We start from the raw sequence: 22,884 nt of genomic DNA on the forward strand, positions 1-22,884 counted from the left end.
CGGCCTTCCGACGGATGGTGGGACGGCGGCTGAAACGCGTACGGCTTTCCCTCGAAAAGCCGGCTCAGAAAACAAGAACGGGAGTGAGCATCATGGCAACACGCGAAACTGGCAGTGTGAAGTGGTTCAACGACGCCAAGGGTTATGGCTTCATCCAGCGCGAAGGCGGGGCGGATGTGTTCGTCCACTACCGCGCGATCCGTGGCGAAGGCCACCGTTCACTGACCGAAGGCCAGCAGGTCGAATACGCGGTGGTGGAAGGGCAGAAGGGCTTGCAGGCTGAGGATGTGGTGGGGTTGTAAGCCGCATTCACTGCTACACAAAACCCATTGTGGGAGCGAGCTTGCTCGCGATAGCGGTGTATCAGGCAATACTTCATCAACTGTCACACCGCTATCGCGAGCAAGCTCGCTCCCACATAGGGTCACTGTTCACATGGATCTTTCATAGGCATGGCGATTGTGGCATGCCTCCAAGCCGTCACGCCGTCTTCCAGGTAATCTCTTCTTCCCCATCGGCGCTGATGCGAATCCAGCGATCCGCCGAATCCTCACCTTCTTCTTCCACCCACGACCCAGGCGCGCAGCGCACTTCGACGTTCAGCGCGGCGAAGGCGGCGCGGGCGCAGGCGATGTCGTCTTCCCACGGGGTCTGGTCACTTTCCAGGTACAGGCTGTTCCATTTGCCTACAGCCTTGGGCAACCAGGTCACCGGGATGTCGCCGGCCTTGCACTTGTACGTCTGACCTTTCTGCACCCAGTCGCTGCACGGGCCGAGGGCCTGGCCGAGCCAGGCGGCGATCGCCTTGTGGTCGACGTCGGCGTCCTTGAGGTAAATCTCGATATCGGGTTGGCGCATGGATGTCCTCACTGCGGTCTCGAAAAATCCATTCGCGGATTTAACTGGCCCCGGACAGTTGTCCGAAGCCCGGAATAAAAGAAGGTTACTGCAGAACGAAATAATCGTAGCGCATCGACACGCTCACCTCGAACGGCTCGGCCTGCTCGATCACGCTGGCGCGGCGTTCGGCGCTGGCGCGCCAGCCGTGGGGCGTCATCGCCAGCAGGTTGGCCCGATCCTGGCTGTTGTCGAGCGTGAGCTTGAACTCGAGGGTTTCACTGTGATCCAGCGCCATCCCCGACGGCACCAGGGCCAGGTGTTTGTCATCGGTGTATTCGCGAACCTCATCATACAGCCGCTCGCGCAGCTCCATCAGGTGGCCGCTGGTAGGCCCGACTTTCATCAAGCCGCCGCCGGGGCTGAGCAGGCGCTTGGCCTCCTGCCAGTCTAACGGGCTGAACACGCTGGCGAGGAACTGGCAGCAGCCGTCCGCCAGCGGTACCCGCGCCATGCTGGCGATCAACCAGGTCAGTTGGGGGTTGCGTTTGCAGGCGCGCTTGACGGCTTCGCGGGAAATATCCAGGGCGTAGCCATCGGCGTCGGGCAGGGCGTCGGCGAGTTGCGCGGTGTAATAACCTTCGCCACAGCCAATGTCCAGCCAGCGTCCGGGCGCACGTTCGGCGGCCAGTTCAGCCAGGCGCCGGGCGACCGGGGCGTAATGACCAGCGTTGAGGAAATCGCGGCGGGCCTCGACCATCGCCTGATTGTCGCCGGGGTCGCGGCTGTTTTTGTGCTGCACCGGCAGCAGGTTCAGGTAACCCTGCCGCGCGCGGTCGAAACGATGCCCGGCGGGGCATGCCACGCCGTTGTCCACCGCATTCAAGGGTTCATTGCAGATCGGGCAGGCGAGCATCAGGCGAGCAACTTGATGAGCGTCTTGTAGTAGATCTCGGTCAGCACGTCGAGATCGGCGGCCAGCACGCGTTCGTTGACCTGGTGGATCGTCGCGTTGACCGGCCCCAGCTCAACCACTTGAGTGCCCATGGTCGCGATGAAGCGACCGTCGGAGGTGCCGCCGCTGGTGGAGGCCTTGGTCTCGCGGCCGGTGACGTCCTTGATGCTCGACGACACGGCGTCGAGCAGTGCGCCCGGCTCGGTGAGGAATGGCAGGCCGGACAACGCCCAGTCGATGTGCCAGTCCAGTTGATGCTTGTCGAGGATGTCGGCGACCCGCTGCTGCAGGCCTTCGACGGTGGACTCGGTGGAGAAGCGGAAATTGAACACGGCTTCCAGGTCACCGGGGATCACGTTGGTCGCGCCGGTGCCGGAGTTGAGGTTGGAGATCTGGAAACTGGTCGGCGGGAAGAAATCGTTGCCGTGATCCCAATGCTCGGCGGCCAATTCGGCCAGGGCAGGCGCGGCCAGGTGGATCGGGTTCTTCGCCAAGTGTGGATAAGCCACGTGGCCTTGCTTGCCGCGCACCGTCAGTTTTGCGCCGAGGGAGCCGCGACGGCCATTCTTGACCACATCACCCACCAGCGTGGTGCTCGATGGTTCGCCGACGATGCACCAGTCCAGGCGTTCCTGGCGGGCCTTGAGGCGCTCGACCACGGCTTTGGTGCCATGGTGGGCCGGGCCTTCTTCGTCGCTGGTGATCAGGAAGGTGATCGAGCCCTGGTGATCCGGGTAGTCGGCGACGAACCGTTCGGCCGCCACCACCATCGCCGCCAGGCTGCCTTTCATGTCCGCCGCGCCACGGCCGCAGAGCATGCCCTGTTCGTCGATGACCGCATCGAACGGGTCGAGCTGCCAGGCCTGTACCGGACCGGTCGGGACCACATCGGTGTGACCGGCGAAGCACAATACCGGACCGTCATGCTTGCCATGGCTGGCCCAGAAGTTATCCACATCCTCGATACGCATGGGTTCGAGCTTGAAACCGGCGTCGCCCAGGCGCTGCATCATCAGTTTCTGGCAATCGGCATCCACCGGCGTCACCGACGGACGGCGGATCAGGTCGCAGGCGAGTTGCAGGGTCGGCGAGAGGTCGGCGTGGGCCGTCATGGAAACTCCGGAATATAGTATGGACGCAAGGCTTGTACTGGCGCGGGCTGGTTCGCGCAAAATGGCGGTTATCTTATAGCAAAACGATCGCCATGGGCCGCCGCTCCCCTCAGTTGGAACTCAAAACCTGTGGGAGCGAGCCTGCTCGCGAAAGCGATTTGTCAGTCAACATTTGATGCTGCTGATTCGACGCCTTCGCGAGCAGGCTCGCTCCCACAAGAAATTATCGGGTGGGAACATTTCGCGATCGGTCGCCTGAGGCTCGAATTACCACGGCAAAGCCCTATAATGCGCGCCGGTTTTTGGGGTAATGGTCATGAGTACAGAAGATCCACGGTTCGCCGGCATTGCCCGTTTGTATGGCATCGAAGGCCTGGAGCGCCTGCGGGCGGCGCATGTGGCGATTGTCGGCGTCGGCGGCGTTGGTTCCTGGGCGGCGGAAGCGATTGCCCGTTGTGGCGTGGGCGAGATTTCGCTATTCGACCTGGATGACGTCTGCGTCAGCAACGCCAATCGTCAGTTACATGCCCTGGACAGCACCGTCGGCAAGCCCAAGGTCGAAGTGATGGCCGAGCGGCTGCGGGGGATCAACCCCGATTGCACCGTGCACGCGGTGGCCGACTTTGTCACCCGCGACACCATGGCCGAGTACATCACGCCGAACATCGACTGCGTGATCGACTGCATCGACAGCGTCAACGCCAAGGCTGCGTTGATCGCGTGGTGCAAGCGCCGCAAGATTCAGATCATCACCACCGGCGGCGCAGGCGGGCAGATCGACCCGACGCTGATCCAGGTCTGCGACCTCAACCGTACGTTCAACGATCCGCTGGCCTCCAAGGTGCGCTCCACCTTGCGCCGCGACTATGGTTTCTCGCGCACCGTGACCCGTCATTACAGCGTGCCCTGCGTATTCTCCACCGAGCAATTGCGCTACCCGAAACCGGACGGCAGCATCTGCCTGCAGAAGAGTTTTGTCGGCGACGGCGTCAAGCTCGACTGCGCTGGCGGGTTCGGCGCAGTGATGATGGTCACCGCGACGTTCGGCATGGTCGCGGCGACCAAGGCTGTGGACAAGATCGTCGCGGGCGTGCGGCGTCCGGCGGACCGGCTTAAGCCTGAGGTTTGAAGGTGGGGCTGATGGCCTCATCGCGAGCAAGCTCGCTCCCACATTGGATCGGGCTGGATACAGTATTGCGTATATCCTGAGCCCCTGTGGGAGCGAGCTTGCTCGCGATGCTTTTTGGCGGTTATCCAGCCAACTCGCGCATCCGCTTCAACACCGCATTCAAGCCATTGCTGCGCGAAGGCGACAACTGCCGTGACAACCCCAACTGATTGAACCAGTCCGGCAAATCGACCTGGCGCAAATCCTCAGCCGACAACCCGTTGACCCGCGCCAGCAACAACGCCACCAACCCGCGTATCAAGCGCGCATCGCTGCTGGCGGAAAACTGCCAGTGCCCATCATGCAGCCGACCCACCAGCCATACCTGGCTTTCACAGCCGTTGACGAGGTTGTCCTCGCACTTGTCTGCATCGCTCAGCGGTGGCAAGCGATCGCCCCACTGCATCAGCAGCCGGGCGCGTTGCTCCCAGCCGGAGGCGTCCTGGAAAATCCGCAGTGCCGCAGCGGCATCGGCAGGCAGGCTCATCGCAGCATCTCCAGGGCCTGATCCAGCGCCTCGAAGAACCGTTCGATATCGGCGGAGTCGTTGTACAGCGCCAGCGACACACGAATCGCCCCGGAAAGCTTCAACTGCTTGAACAGCGGCATCGCACAGTGATGCCCGGCGCGCACGGCAATGCCTTGCTCGGTCAACAGGTGCGCCAGATCAGCGTTATGAACGCCTTCGACGCCGAAGCTGACCAGCGCCAGTTGTGGGTTGCCCACCAGCCGCACGCCGTTGCGCGCCAGCAGCCCGTGAAGCAGATAATCGTGCAGCGCGGTTTCGTGATCGATTACCGCCTGCCCGTCGAGATCGGACAGGTAGTCGAGCGTCGCTCCCAGGCCGATCACGCTGGCGGTGGGCGGCGTGCCGGCTTCGAAACCCAACGGCGCCGGGCGGAACGTGGCGCTGTGGTAATCAGCCGTTTGCACCATTTCCCCGCCGAACTGCCAATGACGCAGTCGAGCGAGGGCGTCGGTACGGCCGAACAGCACGCCCAGGCCTTCGGGACCGTAAAGCTTGTGGCTGGAAAAAACATAGAAGTCGCAGCCCAGCGCTTCCACATCATGGCGCCCGTGGACCACGCCCTGTGCGCCATCGACTACCGTCAGCGCACCTTGCGCCTTGGCCATCGCCAGCAACGCCGGCACCGGTTGCCAGGTGCCAAGCACGTTGGACAACTGGCTCACCGCCAGCAGGCGGGTGCGCGGACCGATCAGCCTGGTGGCGGCCTCCGTATCGATCACCCCGTCGGCATCCAGGGGCAGCACCACCAGCGCCAGCGAGCGGCGCTCGGCCAGTTGCTGCCAGGGCAGCAGGTTGGCGTGATGCTCAAGGGCGCTGATGACAATTTCATCGCCCGGGTTGAACAGGTGTTCCAGCCCATAGGCCAGCAGGTTCAGCGCCGACGTGGCGCCGTGGGTAAAAACGATCTGTCCGCAATTTCCCGCATTGAGCCACTGGGAAACCTTGAGTCGGCTGTCCTCGAACGCCTGGGTGGCCAGTGCGCCGGGCAGATGCTGCGCCCGGTGCACGTTGGCCGCGCCGTTGGCGTAGTAATGCGCCAGGGCGTCCATCAGGGCTTGGGGTTTCTGTGTGGTGGCGGCGTTGTCCAGATAGGTCTGGCCTTGCCGTTGCAGGGCGGCGAGGGCCGGAAAATCGGCACGCCAGGGGGATGGAATTAACATGCTTTCGGGCCCTGCTGGAGTTACGCCGGACCCTGTGGGAGCAAGATTGCTCCCACAGGTGAGGTGTGAAGCGGTTCAGTTATGCGCGTGCAGTGCTTCGTTCAGCTCGATGGCCGACTTGTGGGTCTTGCATTCCACTGCGCCGGTCTCGGAGTTGCGCCGGAACAGCAGGTCCGGCTGGCCGGCCAGGTCGCGAGCCTTGACCACTTTGACCAATTGGTTGTTCTCATCCAGCAGCGCAACCTTGGTGCCGGCGGTCACGTACAGGCCCGACTCCACGGTGTTGCGATCGCCCAGCGGGATGCCGATGCCGGCGTTGGCACCGATCAGGCAGCCTTCGCCAACCTTGATCACGATGTTGCCACCACCCGACAGGGTGCCCATGGTCGAGCAACCGCCGCCCAGGTCCGAGCCCTTGCCGACGAACACACCCGCCGAGACCCGGCCTTCGATCATCCCCGGCCCTTCGGTACCGGCGTTGAAGTTGACGAAACCTTCGTGCATCACCGTGGTGCCTTCGCCCACATAGGCGCCCAGGCGCAGGCGCGCGGCGTCGGCGATACGCACGCCGGCCGGAACCACGTAGTCGGTCATCTTCGGGAATTTGTCCACCGAGAACACTTCCAGCAACTCGCCACGCAGACGGGCTTCGAGCTGGTGCTCGGCCAGTTCGGCCAGGTCGATCGCGCCCTGGCTGGTCCAGGCCACGTTCGGCAGCAGTGGGAAGATGCCGGCCAGGTTCAGGCCGTGGGGCTTGACCAGGCGATGGGACAGCAGGTGCAGCTTGAGGTACGCCTCAGGCGTGGATGCCAGTTGCGCATCTTCGGCCAGCAGCGTGGCGACCAGCGGCTTGTGGCTTTCAGCCAGGCGGGTCAGCAGCTTGGCTTGCGCGGCGTCGACGTTGCGCAGCGCTTCAGCCAGTTGCGAGGCCTGGGCCGTGGTGAACGTGATGGCCTGGTTGCCTTCGCTGTAGCCAAGGATCGGCGCAATGGCGGCAACGATCTCGGCCGACGGGTTGAGCAGCGGTTGGGCGTAGAAGACTTCCAGCCAGGCGCCTTCACGGTTTTGAGTGCCGACACCGAAGGCCAGGCTGAACAGGGTAGTGGACATGAAAATTACCTCAACAAAATGGACTGGGCAGGCTTACTTGATCTCTGCCGCATAGATATCTGGCTTGAAGCCAATCAGGGTTCGGTCACCGAGATCGAGCACCGGGCGCTTGATCATCGAGGGTTGGGCGAGCATCAGTTCGATGGCTTTCGTCTGGTCGAGATCGGCTTTGCGTTCGTCGTCGAGTTTGCGAAAGGTCGTACCGGCACGGTTCAACACCACTTGCCAGCCATGCTCGTTGCACCATTGGGCCAGGTGCTCACGGTCGATGCCGGCAGTCTTGTAATCGTGAAAGTCATAATGCACCGCGTGTTCATCGAGCCAGGTGCGGGCCTTTTTCATCGTGTCGCAGGCTTTGATGCCGTAAAGCTTTAAGTGCTTGATTTCATTGGGCATGAATGCTCCCCCAAAACGTTCCCGGTATCGTCCTGAAAATCAGCCGACGATTATGCCACGTCGTTCCACTGCGTGCCTCGACTGTCGGCGGATCGGACGGTACGGAACCGATAGGCCAAGGCGACCACACAGCACAGGTGAACCCCAGCACTTTATTTCGCATAAGAGACTCCCCATGGATGCCATCTTACCGATACCGCTTCATGCCTTGACGAATCAATCCCAAGAAACACTCCCGCCCCAGCAACACGGCGTGCCGGCTCATTCAACAACGGCGAGCACCGGGACCGCTGCATCCGTCCCGATTGGCCCGGTCACGGCTGAACAGGACCTGGCAGATCGGGCGGGCGCCATCAAAGCCCAGCTCACCAGGGTTTTCGAGCCCCATATGAACGGCGCCAATCGCGAAGCCTTCGAAGCGCTGATCGACGATCGTTCGCGTACCTTGGCCAATGATGGGGAAACTGCGCAAAGCGTCGACGCCGTTCTGGCCAAGGGTTCGCGGCTGGATCGCGCGGCCCATGATGCTGTTGGATTCGTGCGCTCGGTTCCTTTCGGTGCCGCGTCCATCGCATTGGACTTCGCCCCAGCGGTAACGGGAAATGGCTCCATAACAGCGCCGTTGGCGTTGTCGGCGATTTCCGGCCTGGTCAGCAGTGCCGCCGATACCGTCGGCAATGGGCTGATGAAACGTGCGACTAGTGATACCCAATGGCTCGTTGCAGAGGATACCCAGCTGGAGCCGGTCATGCAGGAGGCGGCCCAGGCGGTGAAGCCGAGCCTGGCGACTCAGGCGATCGAAGGCAGCCTGACCTTCCAGACCTTTTCCGCGCGAAACGTACTGCGCACGGTTATCCAACCCATCGTGACGAAGACCGTCGATGCCCAGACGGGGAGCAAAGTGGACTCGGTGATAGCTGCCGTCGGTTCTCCGCTTTCCGGCATGGCCGCCTATGATCTGCAACATTCCATTGATAAATCGAAACATCGGGTTGGCCCGGAATACCTTTTGGGTCGCCACGACTGGCACCAGCGCTACAAGGACCTCAAGGGCTATGGCGTGGGCAGTGCCGCCATGGGAATTGCGAAGCGGGTCGGCAGCTTACCCCTGGACGCGGTGCGCGACGGCAGCAAATCGCTGCAAGCGCTGGTTACACCCACGGGGCTGGTCAGTGGCCTCGGTGCATTGGCCGGTGGTATCACCGCGATCGGCATGGCCCAGACGGCGGCTGTCAACGCGGCCAGGCGTGCCGGGGTTTCGCCGGCGGGAATAGCGGCGGCGGGCAAGGCGACCGTCACCGCGACTATGGCCCCTGTGGTCGCCGCATGGGTGACCACGGCTGTGATGACGCAGCCCTTGGCGGACAAGGCTTCCGCTGCGTTGGACAGGCTTACCACCGGGCCCGCGCATCCAGATGAGCTACAAGGCATGTTGCCCCTGGTCGAAACGAATGCGACCGAACGGCTCGGTAGTGATAGCGAGAGCGAAGGCGACGATATCGTGCCGGCACGCTCGACCCTCAATGCTGCGGAGCGGGCAGTTTAGCTTGGGTAGTGACCGGTCACGCCAAGCCCGGAGAAGTGTGGCGTGGCCGGACCCTTTGCGCTGGTGCCGAGGTACGCGACGAAGACATCTTGTGGCGGCCTGGCGGTGTCGCCGCGCTCCAGATCTGCTGGCATCCAAATTAGGGAGGACTGCGACATAGGTGTAACGGCCAGGCCAATGCCAAGCGGTTAACATGGCACTTCAACGGCAAGCTGTTGCCGGATGTGTGTGGCTGTTACTGGAAAGCTGTTATGCAAAGCGCCTATACCGTCCTGATCCTGTTGATGCTGGTGGGCGTCTCGCGCCTGGTCGGGCGATTGATCCCGCTGCCGCTGCCCCTGGTGCAGATCGCTGCCGGTGCCGTGCTGGCCTGGCCGTCGCTGGGGCTGCATGTGGCGCTCGATCCCGAGTTGTTCCTGTTTCTGTTCCTCCCGCCGTTGCTGTTCTCTGACGGTTGGCGCATGCCCAAGCGTGACCTGTGGCGCCTGCGCGGGCCGGTCCTGACGCTGGCGGTCGGGCTGGTGTTGTTCACGGTGGTCGGCGCGGGTTATTTCATTCATTGGTTGTTGCCAAGCATTCCGTTGCCGGTGGCCTTCGCCCTGGCGGCGGTGCTGTCGCCGACTGACGCGGTGGCCGTGTCGGCAATTGCCCGGGACCGCTTGCCCGCGCCGTTGATGCACATGCTCCAGGGTGAGGCACTGATGAACGATGCGTCGGGCCTGGTGACTTTCAAGTTCGCTGTGGCAGCGGCCATCACCGGGGTGTTCTCCCTGGCCAGTGCCAGCCTGACTTTTGTCCTGGTCGCTGTCGGTGGCCTGCTGGTAGGTGTGGCCCTGAGTTGGCTGGTGGGACGCTTGCGGGCATGGATGATCGCCCGGGGCTGGGACGACCCCGCCACCCATGTGGTGTTCATGTTATTGCTGCCGTTTGCCGCTTATGTGCTGGCTGAACGCCTGGGCGCCTCGGGCATTCTCTCGGCGGTTGCGGCTGGGATGATGCAGAGCTGGCTTGACCTGCTGCCGCGCCAGACTGGTACGCGGTTGCTCAATCGCAGCGTCTGGGCGCTGTTGGAATTTGCCTTCAATGGCTTGATTTTCTTGCTGCTGGGCTTGCAACTGCCGGACATCATCAAAGCCGTGACCAGCCACGAGACCACGTTGTGGCCGATGTTGTTCTACCGCTGCCTGGATGTGGTGGCGATTTTCCTGGTGCTGCTGGTGTTGCGTTTTGTCTGGGTGCAAAGCATCTGGCGCTTGTCCGGGCTGTTGCGCCGCTGGCGCGGCAAGGGCGAGTTGACCCTGGTGCCGACCGCGCGCTCTTGCTGGTTGCTGACGTTTGGCGGCGTGCGCGGGGCGGTAACGCTGGCGGGCGTGATGTCGGTGCCGTTGCTGTTGGGGGCGGGTGAGGCGTTTCCCGAGCGCGACTTGCTGATCTTCATCGCTGCGGGGGTGATTCTGCTGTCACTGGTCGCCGCTTGCATCGCTTTGCCTCTGCTGTTGCGCGGCGTCGAGAAGGGGCCGGACGATAAACGCCGCAACGAAGTCCGTGAGGCCTGGCGTAAAACCGCTGAAGCGGCGATTCATGCCTTGGAAGTGGAGGAACCGGCCGAGACAGCCGCGCCTGACGCGGCCACGGCGGCGCTGGCGGCGGAGGTCAAGGCGCGGCTGATGTCCGAGTATCGTCATCAGCTTGAAGTATTCAACGACTCGGCCGAAGCCCAGGCGCTGGCGTTCGAAATGGACCTGCTGGAGCGCCGGTTACGTTTGAAGGCGTACCGAGCGCAGCGGTTGGAGCTGTATCGCCTCAGTCGCCAGCACCAGATAGGCGATGACGTGTTGCGTGAGGTGCTGGCGGAGCTGGATTTGGCGGAGGCGAATTGTAAGCGTCCGCCCAACACACCTTGTGTGATTAAACGGGCGTCCACCTGTGTGGCAACAGCGCGGTAATCTCACTCGCCCGCTGCGTCGGCAGGCGTGTAAGAACATCCTTCAAGTAAGCATACGGATCATGCCCGTTGAGCCGCACCGACTGGATCAAACTCATGATCGCCGCCGCACGTTTACCGCTGCGTAACGAGCCCGCGAACAGCCAGTTCGAGCGCCCAAGAGCCCACGGCCGGATTTGATTCTCGCACCAGTTATTATCGATGGGCACAGCACCGTCATCGAGATAGCGCGTCAGCGCTACCCAGCGTTTGAGGCTGTAATCCAGCGCCTTGGCGATGGCCGAACCCTCAGGCACAAGCTGTCTTTGGGCGATCATCCAGGTATGAAGTGCGTCGGCGATTGGCGCCGCTTTTTCCTGCCGTATTCGCTGCCGATCACTCAGCTCCAGCTCTCGGACTTCTCGTTCAACTTCGTACAATGCCGCGATGTAGTGCAGCGCTTTTTCGGCGACCTGGCTCTTGTTGGTCGCGTGCAAATCGAAGAACTTTCGGCGTGCATGGGCCATGCAGCCGATTTCTGTAACGCCCAGTTCAAAGCCTGCCTTGTAGCCGGCAAAGTCATCGCAGACCAGCTTGCCGTTCCAACTGCCCAAGAAGGCTCGGGCATGTTCGCCAGCGCGGCTCGGGCTGAAGTCGTAAACGACCGCCGCTAGGTCGGAGAACTGACTGGTGGCATAGGCCCAGACGTAAGCGCGGTGAGTTTTTTTCGCGCCAGGCGTCAGCATTTGTACCGGCGTCTCGTCGGCGTGAACGACGCCGTGCGTCAGCACGGCTTCGCGCAGCGCATCAACCAGCGGTTGAAGTTGCACGCCGCAGTTGCCCACCCACTGCGCCAAGGTCGAACGGGCGATGGGCAGCCCGGCGCGGCCAAAGATTTTCTCTTGGCGATACAGCGGCAGATGGTCGGCGAACTTGGCCACCATGATGTGGGCCAGCAGGCCTGCGGTCGGGACGCCTTTGTCGATGACGTGCGCCGGTACCGGCGCCTGGATCAGCGTTTCGCACTGTTCGCAGGCCCACTTTCCACGGATGTGGCGCTCGACGGTGAACACGCCGGGCGTGTAGTCGAGCTTTTCGCTGGCGTCTTCGCCGATGCGCTTGAGGGCGCAGCCGCACTGGCAGTGGCTGTTGTCCGGTTCGTGATGGATCAGTGTGCGAGGAAACTGCGGTGGCAGCGGTGCGCGCTTGGGTTGCTGGCGCACTTTGGCTTCGACAGGTGCCGGTTGCAGCGCCTCAAGTTCGGCTTCGATAGCGGCGATATCCGTATCGATCAAGTCGTCGAGCAGGCTGGCTTGATCCGGGCTCAACTGCTCGCTGCGCTTGGCAAATTTGAAGCGTTTGAGCAGCGCGATCTCGTGGGCCAATTTCTCGTTGACCGACTTGTGATGAGTGATTTGCTTGTCCATCGTCTCGACGCGCTGGATCAACTGCGCCGCCAAGGCACGCAATTCTTCAGGGTTTAATTGATCGAGATTCGGATGCGAAGTCATGCAGCCGATTTTGCCAGAGAGGGCTAGTGGCGGCGATAGACTGATGGGCCAATTGCGCTGGCAAGCGCACTATGGCAGACAAGTTAGAGCACCGTGATAGCTCCTCCGGAACCGACGCGTTGCCAAGGTAAGCCGAGCACCAAGGCTTGAAGTTGCTCTGCATCCAACTCGACTTCAGAGCCGTGCCGCACGCCCGGCCAAAAGAAACGTCCTTGATTCAAGCGCCGGGCTGCAAGCCAAATCCCCAAGCCATCATGCACCAGCACTTTCATGCGATTGGCACGACGGTTGGCAAACAGATAAGCACAGTGCGGCTTCGCCGCACCGAACACCGCCACGACCCGCGCCAGCGCAGTTTCAGTGCCGGCGCGCATGTCCATGGGCTCGGTGGCGAGCCAGATGGAGTCGATGCGGATCATCGCAGCAGGTCTCGCAGGAAAGCAGAACACGCCGCTGCATTTTCTGCCGGCCAACTCACCACGACTACGCCTTTTGAATGCGGCACTTCGATTCGGATCGTGGCAGGAAGGGCCTGATGCATCGGCACCGGCGGCGGTGTCTTGACCGGGATGAAGGCGGTTTGAAGTGTCAGGTTTTTCTGCGCATGCACGCGTATCCATTTATGGACGAGGTTGGCGTTGAGATTGTGGGTCAACGCGACATTGGCGATCGAGGTGTCAGGCTGAGCGCATTCGGCGATGACCTGGGCCTTGAAGGACTTTGAATAGGAACGGCGTTCTTGTGGCATAGGCGTCCGCTTAAAAAGGCTAAAAATGGTGTCCACTTAAATTTAGGTGGACACCATCGCCTCAAGCGACGGTGTTAGGAAGGTGTGTTGCCCGGACGGTTACGGCGAATTTGGGGTTGGGTAAATAAATACTGGCCTCATTTCCCGAATAGCCTGGGGTCGATCACAGGCTCTATTAACAAACCTTGCTCGCGATGGGCATAGTCAAATACGAATGGTGGCGATCCTGTACTGCTATTTTTGGATTGCTTCAGCCGGCGAATCTAGAATCTTGAGCAGCATCTGATCGTGTTTCGCACGTGTTGTCGTGAGGTAGTAGTTTTGGCCCGATGTGCTTTACGAACTCACCCAGGTCGACCTCTGGTATTTCTTTCTCTTTGGTTGAGGCCATTTCTTGTCCTTGCTGGTTTGAAAAAGCCCGGCGGGCCGGGCTAGTATCAGGCAGCTTTTATTGGCTTTATCAGGCTTTCTGCTGGGATGCCGAACATATCGTGAAGCTTCCAGATCATGGGCAGAGTTAACGAGCGCTTACGGTTGAGCACCTCGTATACGCGGTTCGTTTTTCCGATAGCCGGAGCAAGATCGGCCGCGGTGAGTCCGGATTGCTCCATGCGAAACTTGATGGCTTCAATTGGGTCGGGCAGATCCACCGGGAAATGCTTGGCTTCATATGCCTCGATCAGAGTGACCATGACTTCGAAAGCATCGCCTTCCGGGGTGCCAGGTTCAGGCTCATTCTCAAACAGGGGAGAGATCTCTTTGAGAGCTACCCGGTATTCTTCATCGGTGCGGATTGGGCGAATGTTCATGATGATTACTCCATTTCCACGGTGTTTGCGTCGATCTCATCGTATCGGCGATGAGTGCCGACAAACTTGATGTACACAGCGCCGAAGCGGTAGGCAATGGCGACCACCAGGCGGTAGTCGTTACCCTTGATGTTGAACACCACGCGGCGACTCTTGAGAATGCTTGCGTTACCGTATTGCGCCTTGATGTCGTTTGGGTTGGTCCAAGTGGCTTTTTTGGCATCGTCAAGCCAAGCCTTAAGTTGCTGTTCGGAATCTGGGTATTTCTCCCAAAAGGCTTTCAGATGACTGAGGGCGATAATTCTCATGGGTGAGAATGTAGTCCCAGGGTGGGACTTTTGCAAGCATTCACAAGCAGCAGCCCATGACCGCAATTTGCTGTACGGGCAGCGTGTTGTATGGATCGAATGCATCAGACAGATTGAGTTGTCTGCTTTTAGGGCCGCTGCGCAGCCCGGCGGGAACAAGCTTCCTCGCCACGACAGCGGTCCGTTTCGGCTCGATAGAGCCATCAACCCCGGCGCTGGATGAATGCGCGGATTCGTTCCGCCGCTTCCACGCATTCGGCCAATGGCGCGACCAGGGCCATGCGCACGCGACCGGCGCCGGGGTTGACGCCATCCACATCGCGCGACAGGTACGAGCCTGGGACGACCGTCACGTGTTCCTGTTCGAACAGGTCACGGCAGAATGCCGCGTCGTCGCCGGCCACGTTCGGCCACAGGTAGAAGCTGCCGTCGGGGCGTTGCACGTCGAGCACCGGGCTGAGGATTTCCAGCACCGCGTCGAATTTTTCCCGGTACAGCGCGCGGTTGGCCCGGACGTGCACTTCGTCGTTCCACGCGGCAATGCTCGCCAATTGGGTCTGAACCGGCATCGCGCAACCGTGATAGGTGCGGTAGAGCAAAAAGCCCTTGAGGATGTCGGCGTCGCCAGCAACGAAACCGGAGCGCAGGCCCGGCAGGTTGGAGCGCTTGGACAGGCTGTGGAACACCACGCAGCGCTTGAAGTCCTTGCGACCCAGTTCGACGCAGGCGCTGAGCAGGCCTGGCGGCGGGGTCTGTTCGTCGAAGTAGAGCTCGCTGTAGCACTCGTCCGCGGCGATGACGAAGTCGTGCTCGTCAGCCAGGGCGATGAGCTTCTTCAGCACGTCCACCGGAATCAAGGCGCCGGTCGGATTGCCCGGCGAGCAGAGGAACAGGATCTGGCAGCGTTTCCAGATGTCCGGCGAGACGGCATCGAAATCCGGGTTGAAGCCGTTCGTGTCCAGGCATGGCAGGTAGTGTGGCTTGGCCCCGGCCAGGAACGCTGCGCCTTCGTAGATCTGATAGAAGGGGTTCGGGCTGACGACCAGGGCGTCATCGCCACGGTTGACCACGGTCTGGGTGAAGGCGAACAAGGCTTCACGGGTACCGTTGACCGGCAGCACATGGCGCGCCGGATCGAGCCAGCCGTCTGGCACGTTGAAGCGGCGCTCGCACCAACCGGTGATGGCTTCGCGCAGCTCGGGGATGCCAAGGGTGGTCGGGTACACCGCCATTTTTTCCAGATTGCCGGCCAGGGCTTCTGCCACGAAAGCGGGCGAGCGATGCTTGGGTTCGCCGATGGACAACGCGATCGGGCGCTTGTCCGGATTGGGCGTGACGCTGCCGAGCAAGGCGCGAAGCTTCTCGAACGGGTAGGGCTGGAGCTGGGACAGGGCGTTGTTCATCGGGGGCCTCGTTCAATGTGGGGCACTGCCCCTTGTGAGAGCGAGCCTGCTCGCGAATACGCTGTGTCAGTCGACAAAATCATTGACTGATCCGCGGCTTTCGCGAGCAAGCTCGCTCCCACAGGGGGAATATGTTCGTTCAGATGCTGATGCGCGTCAGGTTGATGTCGGGTTCCTGGTTGACGCTCAGGTGCCGCACGATCGCTTCCTGCAAACGGCTGCACAGCTGCGGGTCGGACAGCGGCTGGTTATGGGCGTCGGTGATGAAGAATACGTCTTCCACCCGCTCGCCGAGGGTCGCGATCTTGGCGTTCTGCAGCGACAGATCGAATTCCAGGAAAATATGGCCGACCCGCGCCAGCAGGCCTGGGCGGTCCGGCGCGCTGAGTTCCAGCACGGTGACCTGGCGCTGTGCGTCGTTGTGGATCGTTACCTGCGGCGCAAAGGCGAAATGCTTGAGCTGGCGTGGCACCCGGCGCTGGATGATGGTCGGGTAGTCCGCCGGGTTGCGCAGGGCTTCGGTGAGACCGTCGCGAATCTGCTTGACCCGCGCCGGGTTGTCGCCGATCGAGTCGCCGTCAGTGTCGAGCACGATGTAGGTGTCGAGAGTGAACTGGCTGCTGGACGTAATGACTCGGGCGTCATGGATGTTGAGGTTGAGCTGGTCCATCGCCGCCACGGTCACGGCAAAGAAATCGTGCTGGTCCGGGGCGTAGATGAAGATCTGCGTACCGCCCTCGAATTCGCGCTGGGTGGTTTCCTTGATCAATACCAGCGGCCCGCCATCGGCCGGCTGCTGGAGAATCGCATCGGTGTGCCAGGCCACATCGCCGGCGGTGTGGCGCAGAAAGTAGTCATCGCCCAGTTGCGACCAGAGTTGCTCGACATCATCCGGATCGGTGCCGCCGCGTACCAGGATGTCCAGGGCCGCGCTCTGGGTGCGGCGGATCTGTTCTTCGCGATCCACCGGGTTCTCCAGGCCACGGCGCAGGGCACGCTTGGTCTCGGTGTACAACTGGCGCAACAGGCTGGCGCGCCAGGAATTCCACAGGGTCGGGTTGGTGGCGTTGATGTCGGCCACGGTCAGCACGTAGAGATAATCCAGGCGGGTTTCATCGCCCACCGCCTGGGCAAAATCGTGGATCACCTGCGGGTCGGACAAGTCCTTGCGCTGGGCGGTGGTCGACATCACCAGGTGGTTCTGCACCAGCCAGACGATCAGCCGGCTGTCCCACACCGGCAACTGGTGCCGCTGGCAGAACGCCTCGGCATCCACCGCGCCAATCTCCGAATGGTCGCCTTGGCGGCCCTTGCCGATGTCGTGATACAGCCCCGCCATGTAGATCAGCTCGGGCTTGGGCAGCTTGGCCATGAGCTTGCTGGCCAGCGGGAATTTCTCCGACACCTGGGTGTACTGCAACTTGCGCAGGTGTTTGATCAGGTTCAGCGTGTGCGCATCGACCGTATAGATGTGGAACAGGTCGTGCTGCATCTGCCCGACGATGTAGCCGAACTCCGGCAGGTAACGCCCGAGGATCCCATAGCGGTTCATGCGCCGCAGGTTGCGGTGCACGCCGATCTTGCACTTGAACAGTTCGATGAACAGGCTGGTGTTGCGAATATCGTGGCGGAAGTCGTCATCGATCAGGTGACGGTTTTCCCGCAGCAGGCGGATGGTGTCGGCGCGCACACCCTTGATTTCCGGCTGCTGGGCCATGAGCACGAAAATCTCGAGCATGGCGAACGGCGTGCGGCGAAACACGTTGGCGTGGCGCGCCTCGATGTAGCCGTCGTGCAACTGGAACCGGGAATTGATCGGCTGCGGCGGCGCCTCGTCTTCCGGCGCGAGGATGACTTCCTCGAAGTGCTGGATGATCAGTTCGCTGAGCTGGGCGATGCTCATCACCACGCGATAGTACTGCTGCATGAAGTTTTCGATGGACTGCTTGGCGTCCTGGCCTTCGAAACCCAGCAGGCCGGCGATGGAGCGCTGGTGATCGAACAGCAGGCGATCCTCGGAGCGCCCGGCGAGCATGTGCAACGCGTAGCGGACCTTCCAGAGGAATTCCTGGGAGGAGGCCAGCAGGGCGTTCTCGCTTTCCACCAGGAAGCCTTCGCCGGCCAGTGCGCGCAGGTTCAGCGTGCCGTACTGGCGACGGGCGACCCACAGGATGGTCTGGATGTCCCGCAGCCCGCCTGGCGAGCCTTTGACGTTGGGTTCCAGGTTGTACTCGGTATCGTTGTACTTGTGATGGCGAGCCTTCTGCTCGGCGCGCTTGGCAAGGAAAAAGTCCTTGCTCGGCCACATGTGCGCCGTGCTGGTGACGTCGAGCATGCGCTGGCGTAAGCGCTCGGGGCCGGCAATGGTGCGGCTTTCCATCAGGTTGGTGATCACCGTGAGGTCGGCGCGGGCCTCGTCGGCGCATTCCTGCACCGAACGCACGCTCTGGCCGACTTCCAGGCCGATGTCCCACAGCAGCGTGAGGAAACGCTCGATGGAATCACGGAAAATCTCGTGGTCGGCGCTCTCCAGCAGGATCAGCAGATCGATATCGGAGTAGGGGTGCAGTTCGCCGCGCCCGTAGCCGCCCACGGCCACCAGGGCGATGTCGGCGTCCTCGCTCCAGTTGAATTGCTCCCAGGCCTTTTGCAGGATGTTGTCGACGAACCAGGCGCGGTCCTCGATCAGCCGACGAATATCGCGGCCACTGCGAAAGCGCTGGTCGAGCACTTCGTGGGCCTGGCGGATCGCCTTCTTGAATGCCGAGATGGGGCTTGCCTTCAGGGCCAGTTCAGCCTGGAACTGGCCGCGGTCGAAGAGTTCGGGATCCACCTGCGGCATTGAATGGCTTTCCTTTCTATCTATATCTATCGGATCGGTCAGGCTGGGTTCTGATCAGGCGGAAACACGGGGAATGGTGTCATCGCTGCGCAGGGTGAAGATCTCGTAGCCAGTCTCGGTGACCAGCAGCGTGTGCTCCCACTGCGCCGACAGCTTGCGGTCCTTGGTGATGGCGGTCCAGCCGTCGCCCAGTACCTTGGTGTCGGCGCGGCCCTGGTTGATCATCGGTTCGATGGTGAAGGTCATGCCCGCCTGCAGTTCCATGCCGGTACCGGCGCGGCCGTAGTGGAGGATCTGCGGTTCTTCGTGGAACACCTTGCCGATGCCGTGGCCGCAGAACTCACGCACCACCGAAAAAACCGTTTTTCTGCGCGTGCTTCTGGATCACCTCGCCGATGTCACCCAGGCGGCAGCCCGGCTTCACCAGTTCGATGGCCATGTACATGCATTCCTGGGTGACCTTGGACAGGCGCTCGGCCCACTCCGGTACGTTGCCGACGTGGAACATGCGGCTGGTATCGCCGTGGTAGCCGTCCTTGATGACGGTGACGTCGATGTTCAGGGTGTCGCCATCCTTCAACGGTTTCTCGTTGGGGATGCCGTGGCAGACCACGTGGTTGATCGAGGTGCAGATCGACTTCGGGAAGCCTTTATAGTTGAGCGGAGCCGGGATGGCCTTCTGCTCGTTGACGATGTAATCGTGGCAGATGCGGTCCAGCTCTTCGGTGGTGACGCCCGGCTTGACGTAGTCGGCGATCATTTCCAGCACTTCGGCGGCGAGTTTGCCGGCGACACGCATTTTGGCGATGTCCTCGGGAGTCTTGAGGGTGACGGTCATACAGGCTCTCTCTGCGCCCGACGGCGCTGTTCAAAACGAAATGGGCGGCGGATGATGTCGTTGCGGCCCTGAAAAAGGCGATTCTACCAGACGATCAGCGCAAATCCGCGCCCGCGTGCATCGCTTCTCTCTATAAGGGTGCGTATTCCCAGGCAATGAACGGGCGGCGTGCAAGCGCTTCGCCAGGTTTTCAGAATCCGGGTTTCGTTTTAATCCTTGCTGTGGTATAAAATGCGCCGCTTTCCGGGGATGACCCCGTAAGCTTAAATCCACACACGTGTCGACACGATGACCTGGGTGCCTTCGGCTTTTACAGTCGCTGGTTGGTCATTGGGATACGTGGAGGCCAAACCCGACTTATCAAGGAACTATCATGTCCCAAGTCAACATGCGCGATATGCTGAAGGCCGGTGTGCACTTCGGCCACCAGACCCGTTACTGGAACCCGAAAATGGGCAAGTACATTTTCGGCGCGCGCAACAAGATCCACATCATCAACCTTGAAAAAACCCTGCCGATGTTCAACGAAGCACTGACCTTCGTAGAGCGCCTGGCCCAGGGCAAAAACAAGATTCTGTTCGTCGGCACCAAGCGTTCCGCTGGCAAGATCGTTGCTGAAGAAGCAGCACGTTGCGGTTCGCCGTACGTCGATCACCGCTGGTTGGGCGGCATGCTGACCAACTTCAAGACCATTCGCGCTTCCATCAAGCGTCTGCGTGACCTTGAAGTCCAGTCCGAAGACGGTACTTTCGCCAAGCTGACCAAGAAAGAAGCGCTGATGCGCACTCGTGATCTTGAGAAGCTGGACCGCTCCCTGGGCGGTATCAAGGACATGGGCGGTCTGCCTGACGCGCTGTTCGTGATCGACGTTGACCACGAGCGCATCGCGATCACCGAAGCCAACAAGCTGGGTATCCCGGTCATCGGCGTTGTCGATACCAACAGCAGCCCGGAAGGCGTTGACTACATCATCCCAGGCAACGATGACGCCATCCGCGCCATCCAGCTGTACATGGGTTCGATGGCTGACGCTGTCATCCGTGGTCGCAACAATGTAAATGGCGGCACCGAAGTCTTCGCTGAAGAAGCTCCGGCAGCAGCCGCTGAGTAATTGACGCCCTGGCGTTGACTCAGTAAGCAAAAAGGGGGCTTGGCCCCCTTTTTGCCACCTCGAAAACCACTTGTCGCCAGCGCAGCTACCTGTTTGTAACCTGCAGCGGTCTATAAGCAGTGGTTTTTCAGGAAGAATTGATCGCCCGTTCGGTCGGGTGGAATGGTTGAAAACCTATCCAAGAGGATTTTGAAATGGCAGAGATTACTGCAGCGTTGGTCAAAGAACTGCGCGAGCGTACCGGCGAAGGCATGATGGACTGCAAGAAAGCCTTGACCAAGGCTGGCGGCGACATCGAAAAAGCCATTGATGACATGCGCGCTTCGGGCGCCATCAAGGCTGCCAAGAAAGCCGGCAACATTGCCGCTGAAGGCGCGATCGGCATCAAGGATGACGGTAAAGCTGCCGTTATCATCGAAGTCAACTCGCAGACCGACTTCCTGGCCCTGCAAGACGACTTCAAGGCATTCGTTGCCGCCAGCGTCGAAAAAGCATTCGCCGACAAACTGACCGACGCAGCTCCGCTGATCGCCGCTCAGGAATCGGCTCGTGAAGCCCTGGTTGCCAAAGTAGGCGAAAACGTCAACATCCGTCGTCTGGTTCGCGTCGAAGGCGATGTTGTCGGTTCTTACCTGCACGGCAACAAGATCGGTGTTGTTGTGGCCCTCAAAGGCGGCAACGTCGAGCTGGCCAAAGACATCGCAATGCACGTCGCTGCCAGCAACCCTGAGTTCCTGCTGCCGTCGGAAGTTTCCGCTGACGCCATCGAGCGTGAAAAAGCTGTGTTCATGCAGCTCAACGAAGACAAGATCAAAGGCAAGCCAGCCGAAATCGTTGAAAAAATGGTTGCCGGTCGTATCACCAAGTTCCTGGCTGAAGCCAGCCTGGTTGAGCAGGCGTTCGTCAAGAACCCTGAAATCAAGGTCGGTGAACTGGCCAAGAAGGGCGGCGCTGAAATCGTTTCCTTCACCTACTTCAAAGTGGGCGAAGGCATCGAGAAGCCAGTAGACAACTTCGCTGAAGAAGTAGCTGCTCAGCTGGCTGCCAGCAAGCAATAAGACAGTTTGTATAACTGTCGCCCTGAAGAGGCTGCCCGCTCACGCGCGCAGCCTCTTTTCGGATAAGGATGCCGATTTATATTGGTTTCCTGTCGGAACTGGCTTACAAAGCCGTGTTCCGATGGCGCTGTGTCAGCGTCAAGCTAGAGTGAACGCAGGCTGCAAACAGCCCGCAACAGAATTTTTTGAAAAATACGCCGCAGGAGAGATTCGCAATGGCTCAGCAGGGCAGTGGTTATCAGGCTCGCTATAAACGCATTCTACTCAAGCTTAGCGGCGAGGCCCTGATGGGCTCGGAAGAGTTCGGGATCGACCCGAAGGTGCTGGACCGCATGGCCTTGGAAGTTGGTCAGTTGGTCGGGATCGGCGTTCAGGTCGGCCTGGTCATCGGCGGCGGCAACCTGTTCCGTGGCGCGGCGCTGAGCGCGGCGGGCATGGATCGGGTCACGGGCGACCACATGGGCATGCTGGCCACTGTGATGAACGCCCTGGCTATGCGCGACGCGCTGGAGCGTGCCAATATCTCCGCGATCGTGATGTCGGCGATTTCCATGGTTGGCGTGACCGATCACTACGATCGCCGCAAGGCCATGCGCCACCTCAATTCCAAGGAGGTGGTGATTTTTGCCGCGGGTACCGGCAATCCGTTCTTCACCACGGATTCGGCCGCGTGCCTGCGAGCGATCGAGATCGACGCCGATGTCGTGCTCAAGGCTACCAAGGTGGATGGCGTGTACACCGCTGACCCGTTCAAAGACCCGCATGCCGAGAAGTTCGATCATCTGACCTACGATGAAGTGCTGGATCGCAAGCTGGGTGTAATGGACCTGACCGCTATCTGCCTGTGCCGCGACCACAAGATGCCGCTGCGCGTTTTCAACATGAACAAACCCGGGGCCCTGCTCAACATCGTGCACGGTGGCGCCGAAGGAACACTGATCGAGGAAGGCAAGCAATGATCAACGACATCAAGAAAGACGCTCAAGAGCGCATGCAGAAATCCCTGGAGTCTCTGAACCACGCATTCGGCCAGATTCGTACCGGCAAGGCTCACCCGAGCATCCTCGGTAGCGTCATGGTGCCTTACTACGGCACTGACACGCCGCTGAGCAGCGTCGCCAACGTCACCGTGAAAGACTCGCGCACCCTGCAGGTCGTGGCTTTCGAGCGCAACATGCTCGCCGCTGTAGACAAGGCGATCCAGAGCGCCGGTTTGAACCTCAACCCAACCAACCTGGGCGAGCTGCTGCTGATCCCGATGCCGGCCCTCACCGAGGAAACGCGCAAAGGCTTCACGAAACAGGCCCGTAGCGCCGCGGAAGATGCGCGTGTTGCCGTGCGCAATATCCGTCGTGACGCGTTGGGTGAGCTGAAGAAGCTGGTCAAGGACAAGGAAATCAGTGAAGACGAAGAGCGTCGTGCCATCGCTGATATCGATAAGCTGACCAAAGAATCCGAGGCCCTGATCAGCAAGGCTACGGACGAGAAAGAAAAAGACCTGATGGCCGTATAAGGGTCT

General features: G+C 60.9%; 22 protein-coding genes and 1 pseudogene. 8 read left to right on the plus strand and 15 right to left on the minus strand.

The window, feature by feature from the left end; all coding sequences use genetic code 11:
• The first annotated feature begins 92 nt into the window (after window positions 1-92).
• Window positions 93-302 carry a cold-shock protein gene (locus tag J3P89_RS05425; protein ID WP_007927922.1) on the plus strand — a complete coding sequence of 70 codons (210 nt, stop codon included), beginning with the start codon at window positions 93-95 and terminating at the stop codon, window positions 300-302.
• Between the two features lie 178 nt (window positions 303-480).
• On the opposite strand, the gene J3P89_RS05430 is transcribed toward J3P89_RS05425, so the two are convergent.
• From J3P89_RS05430 to dapE, 3 genes are all read right to left on the minus strand, one after another.
• A complete protein-coding gene (locus J3P89_RS05430; RefSeq protein ID WP_305499079.1) occupies window positions 481-858 on the minus strand; it encodes a hypothetical protein in 378 nt (125 codons plus the stop codon).
• Between the two features lie 85 nt (window positions 859-943).
• Window positions 944-1,753 carry a putative RNA methyltransferase gene (locus J3P89_RS05435; RefSeq protein ID WP_434572092.1) on the minus strand — a complete coding sequence of 270 codons (810 nt, stop codon included), beginning with the start codon at window positions 1,751-1,753 and terminating at the stop codon, window positions 944-946.
• A complete protein-coding gene (dapE, locus tag J3P89_RS05440; RefSeq protein WP_434572093.1) occupies window positions 1,753-2,904 on the minus strand; it encodes a succinyl-diaminopimelate desuccinylase in 1,152 nt (383 codons plus the stop codon). Before dapE ends, J3P89_RS05435 begins: the two co-directional genes overlap by 1 nt.
• 316 nt (window positions 2,905-3,220) lie before the next feature.
• Between dapE and tcdA the strand changes: the two genes are divergently transcribed.
• Window positions 3,221-4,033: a tRNA cyclic N6-threonylcarbamoyladenosine(37) synthase TcdA gene (gene tcdA / locus J3P89_RS05445; RefSeq protein WP_370871066.1), complete on the plus strand. Its 813-nt coding sequence runs from the start codon at window positions 3,221-3,223 to the stop codon at window positions 4,031-4,033.
• A 121-nt stretch (window positions 4,034-4,154) separates the two neighbouring features.
• Here the strand turns inward: tcdA and J3P89_RS05450 are convergent, their stop codons facing one another.
• The 4 genes from J3P89_RS05450 to J3P89_RS05465 all read right to left on the minus strand — a co-directional run bounded on the left by J3P89_RS05450 (window position 4,155) and on the right by J3P89_RS05465 (window position 7,267).
• Window positions 4,155-4,559, minus strand: a complete 405-nt coding sequence (locus J3P89_RS05450) for a SufE family protein (RefSeq protein ID WP_434696922.1) — start codon at window positions 4,557-4,559, stop codon at window positions 4,155-4,157.
• Window positions 4,556-5,761 carry an aminotransferase class V-fold PLP-dependent enzyme gene (locus tag J3P89_RS05455; RefSeq protein WP_434628686.1) on the minus strand — a complete coding sequence of 402 codons (1,206 nt, stop codon included), beginning with the start codon at window positions 5,759-5,761 and terminating at the stop codon, window positions 4,556-4,558. Before J3P89_RS05455 ends, J3P89_RS05450 begins: the two co-directional genes overlap by 4 nt.
• A 75-nt stretch (window positions 5,762-5,836) precedes the next feature.
• Window positions 5,837-6,871 carry a 2,3,4,5-tetrahydropyridine-2,6-dicarboxylate N-succinyltransferase gene (dapD, locus tag J3P89_RS05460; RefSeq protein WP_434628688.1) on the minus strand — a complete coding sequence of 345 codons (1,035 nt, stop codon included), beginning with the start codon at window positions 6,869-6,871 and terminating at the stop codon, window positions 5,837-5,839.
• 33 nt (window positions 6,872-6,904) lie between these two features.
• Complete coding sequence (locus tag J3P89_RS05465; protein ID WP_434628690.1) at window positions 6,905-7,267, minus strand: ArsC family reductase; 363 nt, start codon at window positions 7,265-7,267, stop codon at window positions 6,905-6,907.
• Window positions 7,268-7,442: 175 nt separating this feature from the next.
• Between J3P89_RS05465 and J3P89_RS05470 the strand changes: the two genes are divergently transcribed.
• On the plus strand, window positions 7,443-8,813 hold the full coding sequence (locus J3P89_RS05470; RefSeq protein WP_434696923.1) for a type III effector protein RopAA: 1,371 nt from the start codon (window positions 7,443-7,445) through the stop codon (window positions 8,811-8,813).
• Window positions 8,814-9,064: 251 nt separating this feature from the next.
• On the plus strand, window positions 9,065-10,759 hold the full coding sequence (locus J3P89_RS05475) for a Na+/H+ antiporter (RefSeq protein WP_434696924.1): 1,695 nt from the start codon (window positions 9,065-9,067) through the stop codon (window positions 10,757-10,759).
• On the opposite strand, the gene tnpC is transcribed toward J3P89_RS05475, so the two are convergent.
• From tnpC to map, 8 genes and pseudogenes are all read right to left on the minus strand, one after another.
• The gene (gene tnpC / locus J3P89_RS05480) at window positions 10,722-12,248 is read right to left on the minus strand and encodes an IS66 family transposase (protein WP_434694656.1); all 1,527 of its coding nucleotides are present in this window, start codon (window positions 12,246-12,248) and stop codon (window positions 10,722-10,724) included. The two genes, J3P89_RS05475 and tnpC, sit on opposite strands and share 38 nt — an antisense overlap.
• An 83-nt stretch (window positions 12,249-12,331) precedes the next feature.
• On the minus strand, window positions 12,332-12,667 hold the full coding sequence (tnpB, locus tag J3P89_RS05485) for an IS66 family insertion sequence element accessory protein TnpB (protein WP_017279403.1): 336 nt from the start codon (window positions 12,665-12,667) through the stop codon (window positions 12,332-12,334).
• A complete protein-coding gene (gene tnpA, locus J3P89_RS05490) occupies window positions 12,664-12,996 on the minus strand; it encodes an IS66-like element accessory protein TnpA (protein WP_434694657.1) in 333 nt (110 codons plus the stop codon). The genes tnpB and tnpA overlap by 4 nt, the downstream gene beginning before the upstream one ends.
• A gap of 437 nt (window positions 12,997-13,433) precedes the next feature.
• Window positions 13,434-13,805 carry a helix-turn-helix domain-containing protein gene (locus J3P89_RS05495; protein ID WP_434572106.1) on the minus strand — a complete coding sequence of 124 codons (372 nt, stop codon included), beginning with the start codon at window positions 13,803-13,805 and terminating at the stop codon, window positions 13,434-13,436.
• 5 nt (window positions 13,806-13,810) lie between these two features.
• The gene (locus J3P89_RS05500) at window positions 13,811-14,113 is read right to left on the minus strand and encodes a type II toxin-antitoxin system HigB family toxin (RefSeq protein WP_434572107.1); all 303 of its coding nucleotides are present in this window, start codon (window positions 14,111-14,113) and stop codon (window positions 13,811-13,813) included.
• Window positions 14,114-14,316: 203 nt separating this feature from the next.
• Window positions 14,317-15,516 (minus strand): succinyldiaminopimelate transaminase, encoded by a 1,200-nt coding sequence (gene dapC, locus J3P89_RS05505; protein ID WP_434656034.1) that lies wholly within the window; start codon window positions 15,514-15,516, stop codon window positions 14,317-14,319.
• Window positions 15,517-15,655: 139 nt separating this feature from the next.
• Window positions 15,656-18,358: a [protein-PII] uridylyltransferase gene (locus J3P89_RS05510; protein ID WP_305499088.1), complete on the minus strand. Its 2,703-nt coding sequence runs from the start codon at window positions 18,356-18,358 to the stop codon at window positions 15,656-15,658.
• 54 nt (window positions 18,359-18,412) lie between these two features.
• Window positions 18,413-19,196 (minus strand): annotated as a pseudogene (map, locus tag J3P89_RS05515) (type I methionyl aminopeptidase).
• Window positions 19,197-19,569: 373 nt separating this feature from the next.
• Here map and rpsB point away from each other — a divergent pair.
• From rpsB to frr, 4 genes are all read left to right on the plus strand, one after another.
• Window positions 19,570-20,307, plus strand: coding sequence for a 30S ribosomal protein S2 (gene rpsB, locus J3P89_RS05520; RefSeq protein WP_003198231.1), 738 nt, complete (start codon window positions 19,570-19,572; stop codon window positions 20,305-20,307).
• Window positions 20,308-20,501: 194 nt separating this feature from the next.
• Window positions 20,502-21,365, plus strand: a complete 864-nt coding sequence (tsf, locus tag J3P89_RS05525; RefSeq protein ID WP_024619613.1) for a translation elongation factor Ts — start codon at window positions 20,502-20,504, stop codon at window positions 21,363-21,365.
• A 215-nt stretch (window positions 21,366-21,580) separates the two neighbouring features.
• Window positions 21,581-22,324: a UMP kinase gene (pyrH, locus tag J3P89_RS05530; protein WP_039591983.1), complete on the plus strand. Its 744-nt coding sequence runs from the start codon at window positions 21,581-21,583 to the stop codon at window positions 22,322-22,324.
• Window positions 22,321-22,878, plus strand: coding sequence for a ribosome recycling factor (frr, locus tag J3P89_RS05535; RefSeq protein ID WP_434696925.1), 558 nt, complete (start codon window positions 22,321-22,323; stop codon window positions 22,876-22,878). The genes pyrH and frr overlap by 4 nt, the downstream gene beginning before the upstream one ends.
• Window positions 22,879-22,884 lie beyond the last annotated feature (6 nt).

This window comes from Pseudomonas sp. Z1-14, from assembly GCF_051132005.1.
Lineage (GTDB): Bacteria > Pseudomonadota > Gammaproteobacteria > Pseudomonadales > Pseudomonadaceae > Aquipseudomonas.

What these genes read in the sequence shown, in the direction of transcription:
- J3P89_RS05425 (WP_007927922.1), top strand. Translation starts at nt 93, where the DNA reads ATGGCAACACGCGAAACTGGCAGTGTGAAGTGGTTCAACGACGCCAAG.
- J3P89_RS05430 (WP_305499079.1), bottom strand. Translation starts at nt 858, where the DNA reads ATGCGCCAACCCGATATCGAGATTTACCTCAAGGACGCCGACGTCGAC.
- J3P89_RS05435 (WP_434572092.1), bottom strand. Translation starts at nt 1,753, where the DNA reads ATGCTCGCCTGCCCGATCTGCAATGAACCCTTGAATGCGGTGGACAAC.
- dapE (WP_434572093.1), bottom strand. Translation starts at nt 2,904, where the DNA reads ATGACGGCCCACGCCGACCTCTCGCCGACCCTGCAACTCGCCTGCGAC.
- tcdA (WP_370871066.1), top strand. Translation starts at nt 3,221, where the DNA reads ATGAGTACAGAAGATCCACGGTTCGCCGGCATTGCCCGTTTGTATGGC.
- J3P89_RS05450 (WP_434696922.1), bottom strand. Translation starts at nt 4,559, where the DNA reads ATGAGCCTGCCTGCCGATGCCGCTGCGGCACTGCGGATTTTCCAGGAC.
- J3P89_RS05455 (WP_434628686.1), bottom strand. Translation starts at nt 5,761, where the DNA reads ATGTTAATTCCATCCCCCTGGCGTGCCGATTTTCCGGCCCTCGCCGCC.
- dapD (WP_434628688.1), bottom strand. Translation starts at nt 6,871, where the DNA reads ATGTCCACTACCCTGTTCAGCCTGGCCTTCGGTGTCGGCACTCAAAAC.
- J3P89_RS05465 (WP_434628690.1), bottom strand. Translation starts at nt 7,267, where the DNA reads ATGCCCAATGAAATCAAGCACTTAAAGCTTTACGGCATCAAAGCCTGC.
- J3P89_RS05470 (WP_434696923.1), top strand. Translation starts at nt 7,443, where the DNA reads ATGGATGCCATCTTACCGATACCGCTTCATGCCTTGACGAATCAATCC.
- J3P89_RS05475 (WP_434696924.1), top strand. Translation starts at nt 9,065, where the DNA reads ATGCAAAGCGCCTATACCGTCCTGATCCTGTTGATGCTGGTGGGCGTC.
- tnpC (WP_434694656.1), bottom strand. Translation starts at nt 12,248, where the DNA reads ATGACTTCGCATCCGAATCTCGATCAATTAAACCCTGAAGAATTGCGT.
- tnpB (WP_017279403.1), bottom strand. Translation starts at nt 12,667, where the DNA reads ATGATCCGCATCGACTCCATCTGGCTCGCCACCGAGCCCATGGACATG.
- tnpA (WP_434694657.1), bottom strand. Translation starts at nt 12,996, where the DNA reads ATGCCACAAGAACGCCGTTCCTATTCAAAGTCCTTCAAGGCCCAGGTC.
- J3P89_RS05495 (WP_434572106.1), bottom strand. Translation starts at nt 13,805, where the DNA reads ATGAACATTCGCCCAATCCGCACCGATGAAGAATACCGGGTAGCTCTC.
- J3P89_RS05500 (WP_434572107.1), bottom strand. Translation starts at nt 14,113, where the DNA reads ATGAGAATTATCGCCCTCAGTCATCTGAAAGCCTTTTGGGAGAAATAC.
- dapC (WP_434656034.1), bottom strand. Translation starts at nt 15,516, where the DNA reads ATGAACAACGCCCTGTCCCAGCTCCAGCCCTACCCGTTCGAGAAGCTT.
- J3P89_RS05510 (WP_305499088.1), bottom strand. Translation starts at nt 18,358, where the DNA reads ATGCCGCAGGTGGATCCCGAACTCTTCGACCGCGGCCAGTTCCAGGCT.
- rpsB (WP_003198231.1), top strand. Translation starts at nt 19,570, where the DNA reads ATGTCCCAAGTCAACATGCGCGATATGCTGAAGGCCGGTGTGCACTTC.
- tsf (WP_024619613.1), top strand. Translation starts at nt 20,502, where the DNA reads ATGGCAGAGATTACTGCAGCGTTGGTCAAAGAACTGCGCGAGCGTACC.
- pyrH (WP_039591983.1), top strand. Translation starts at nt 21,581, where the DNA reads ATGGCTCAGCAGGGCAGTGGTTATCAGGCTCGCTATAAACGCATTCTA.
- frr (WP_434696925.1), top strand. Translation starts at nt 22,321, where the DNA reads ATGATCAACGACATCAAGAAAGACGCTCAAGAGCGCATGCAGAAATCC.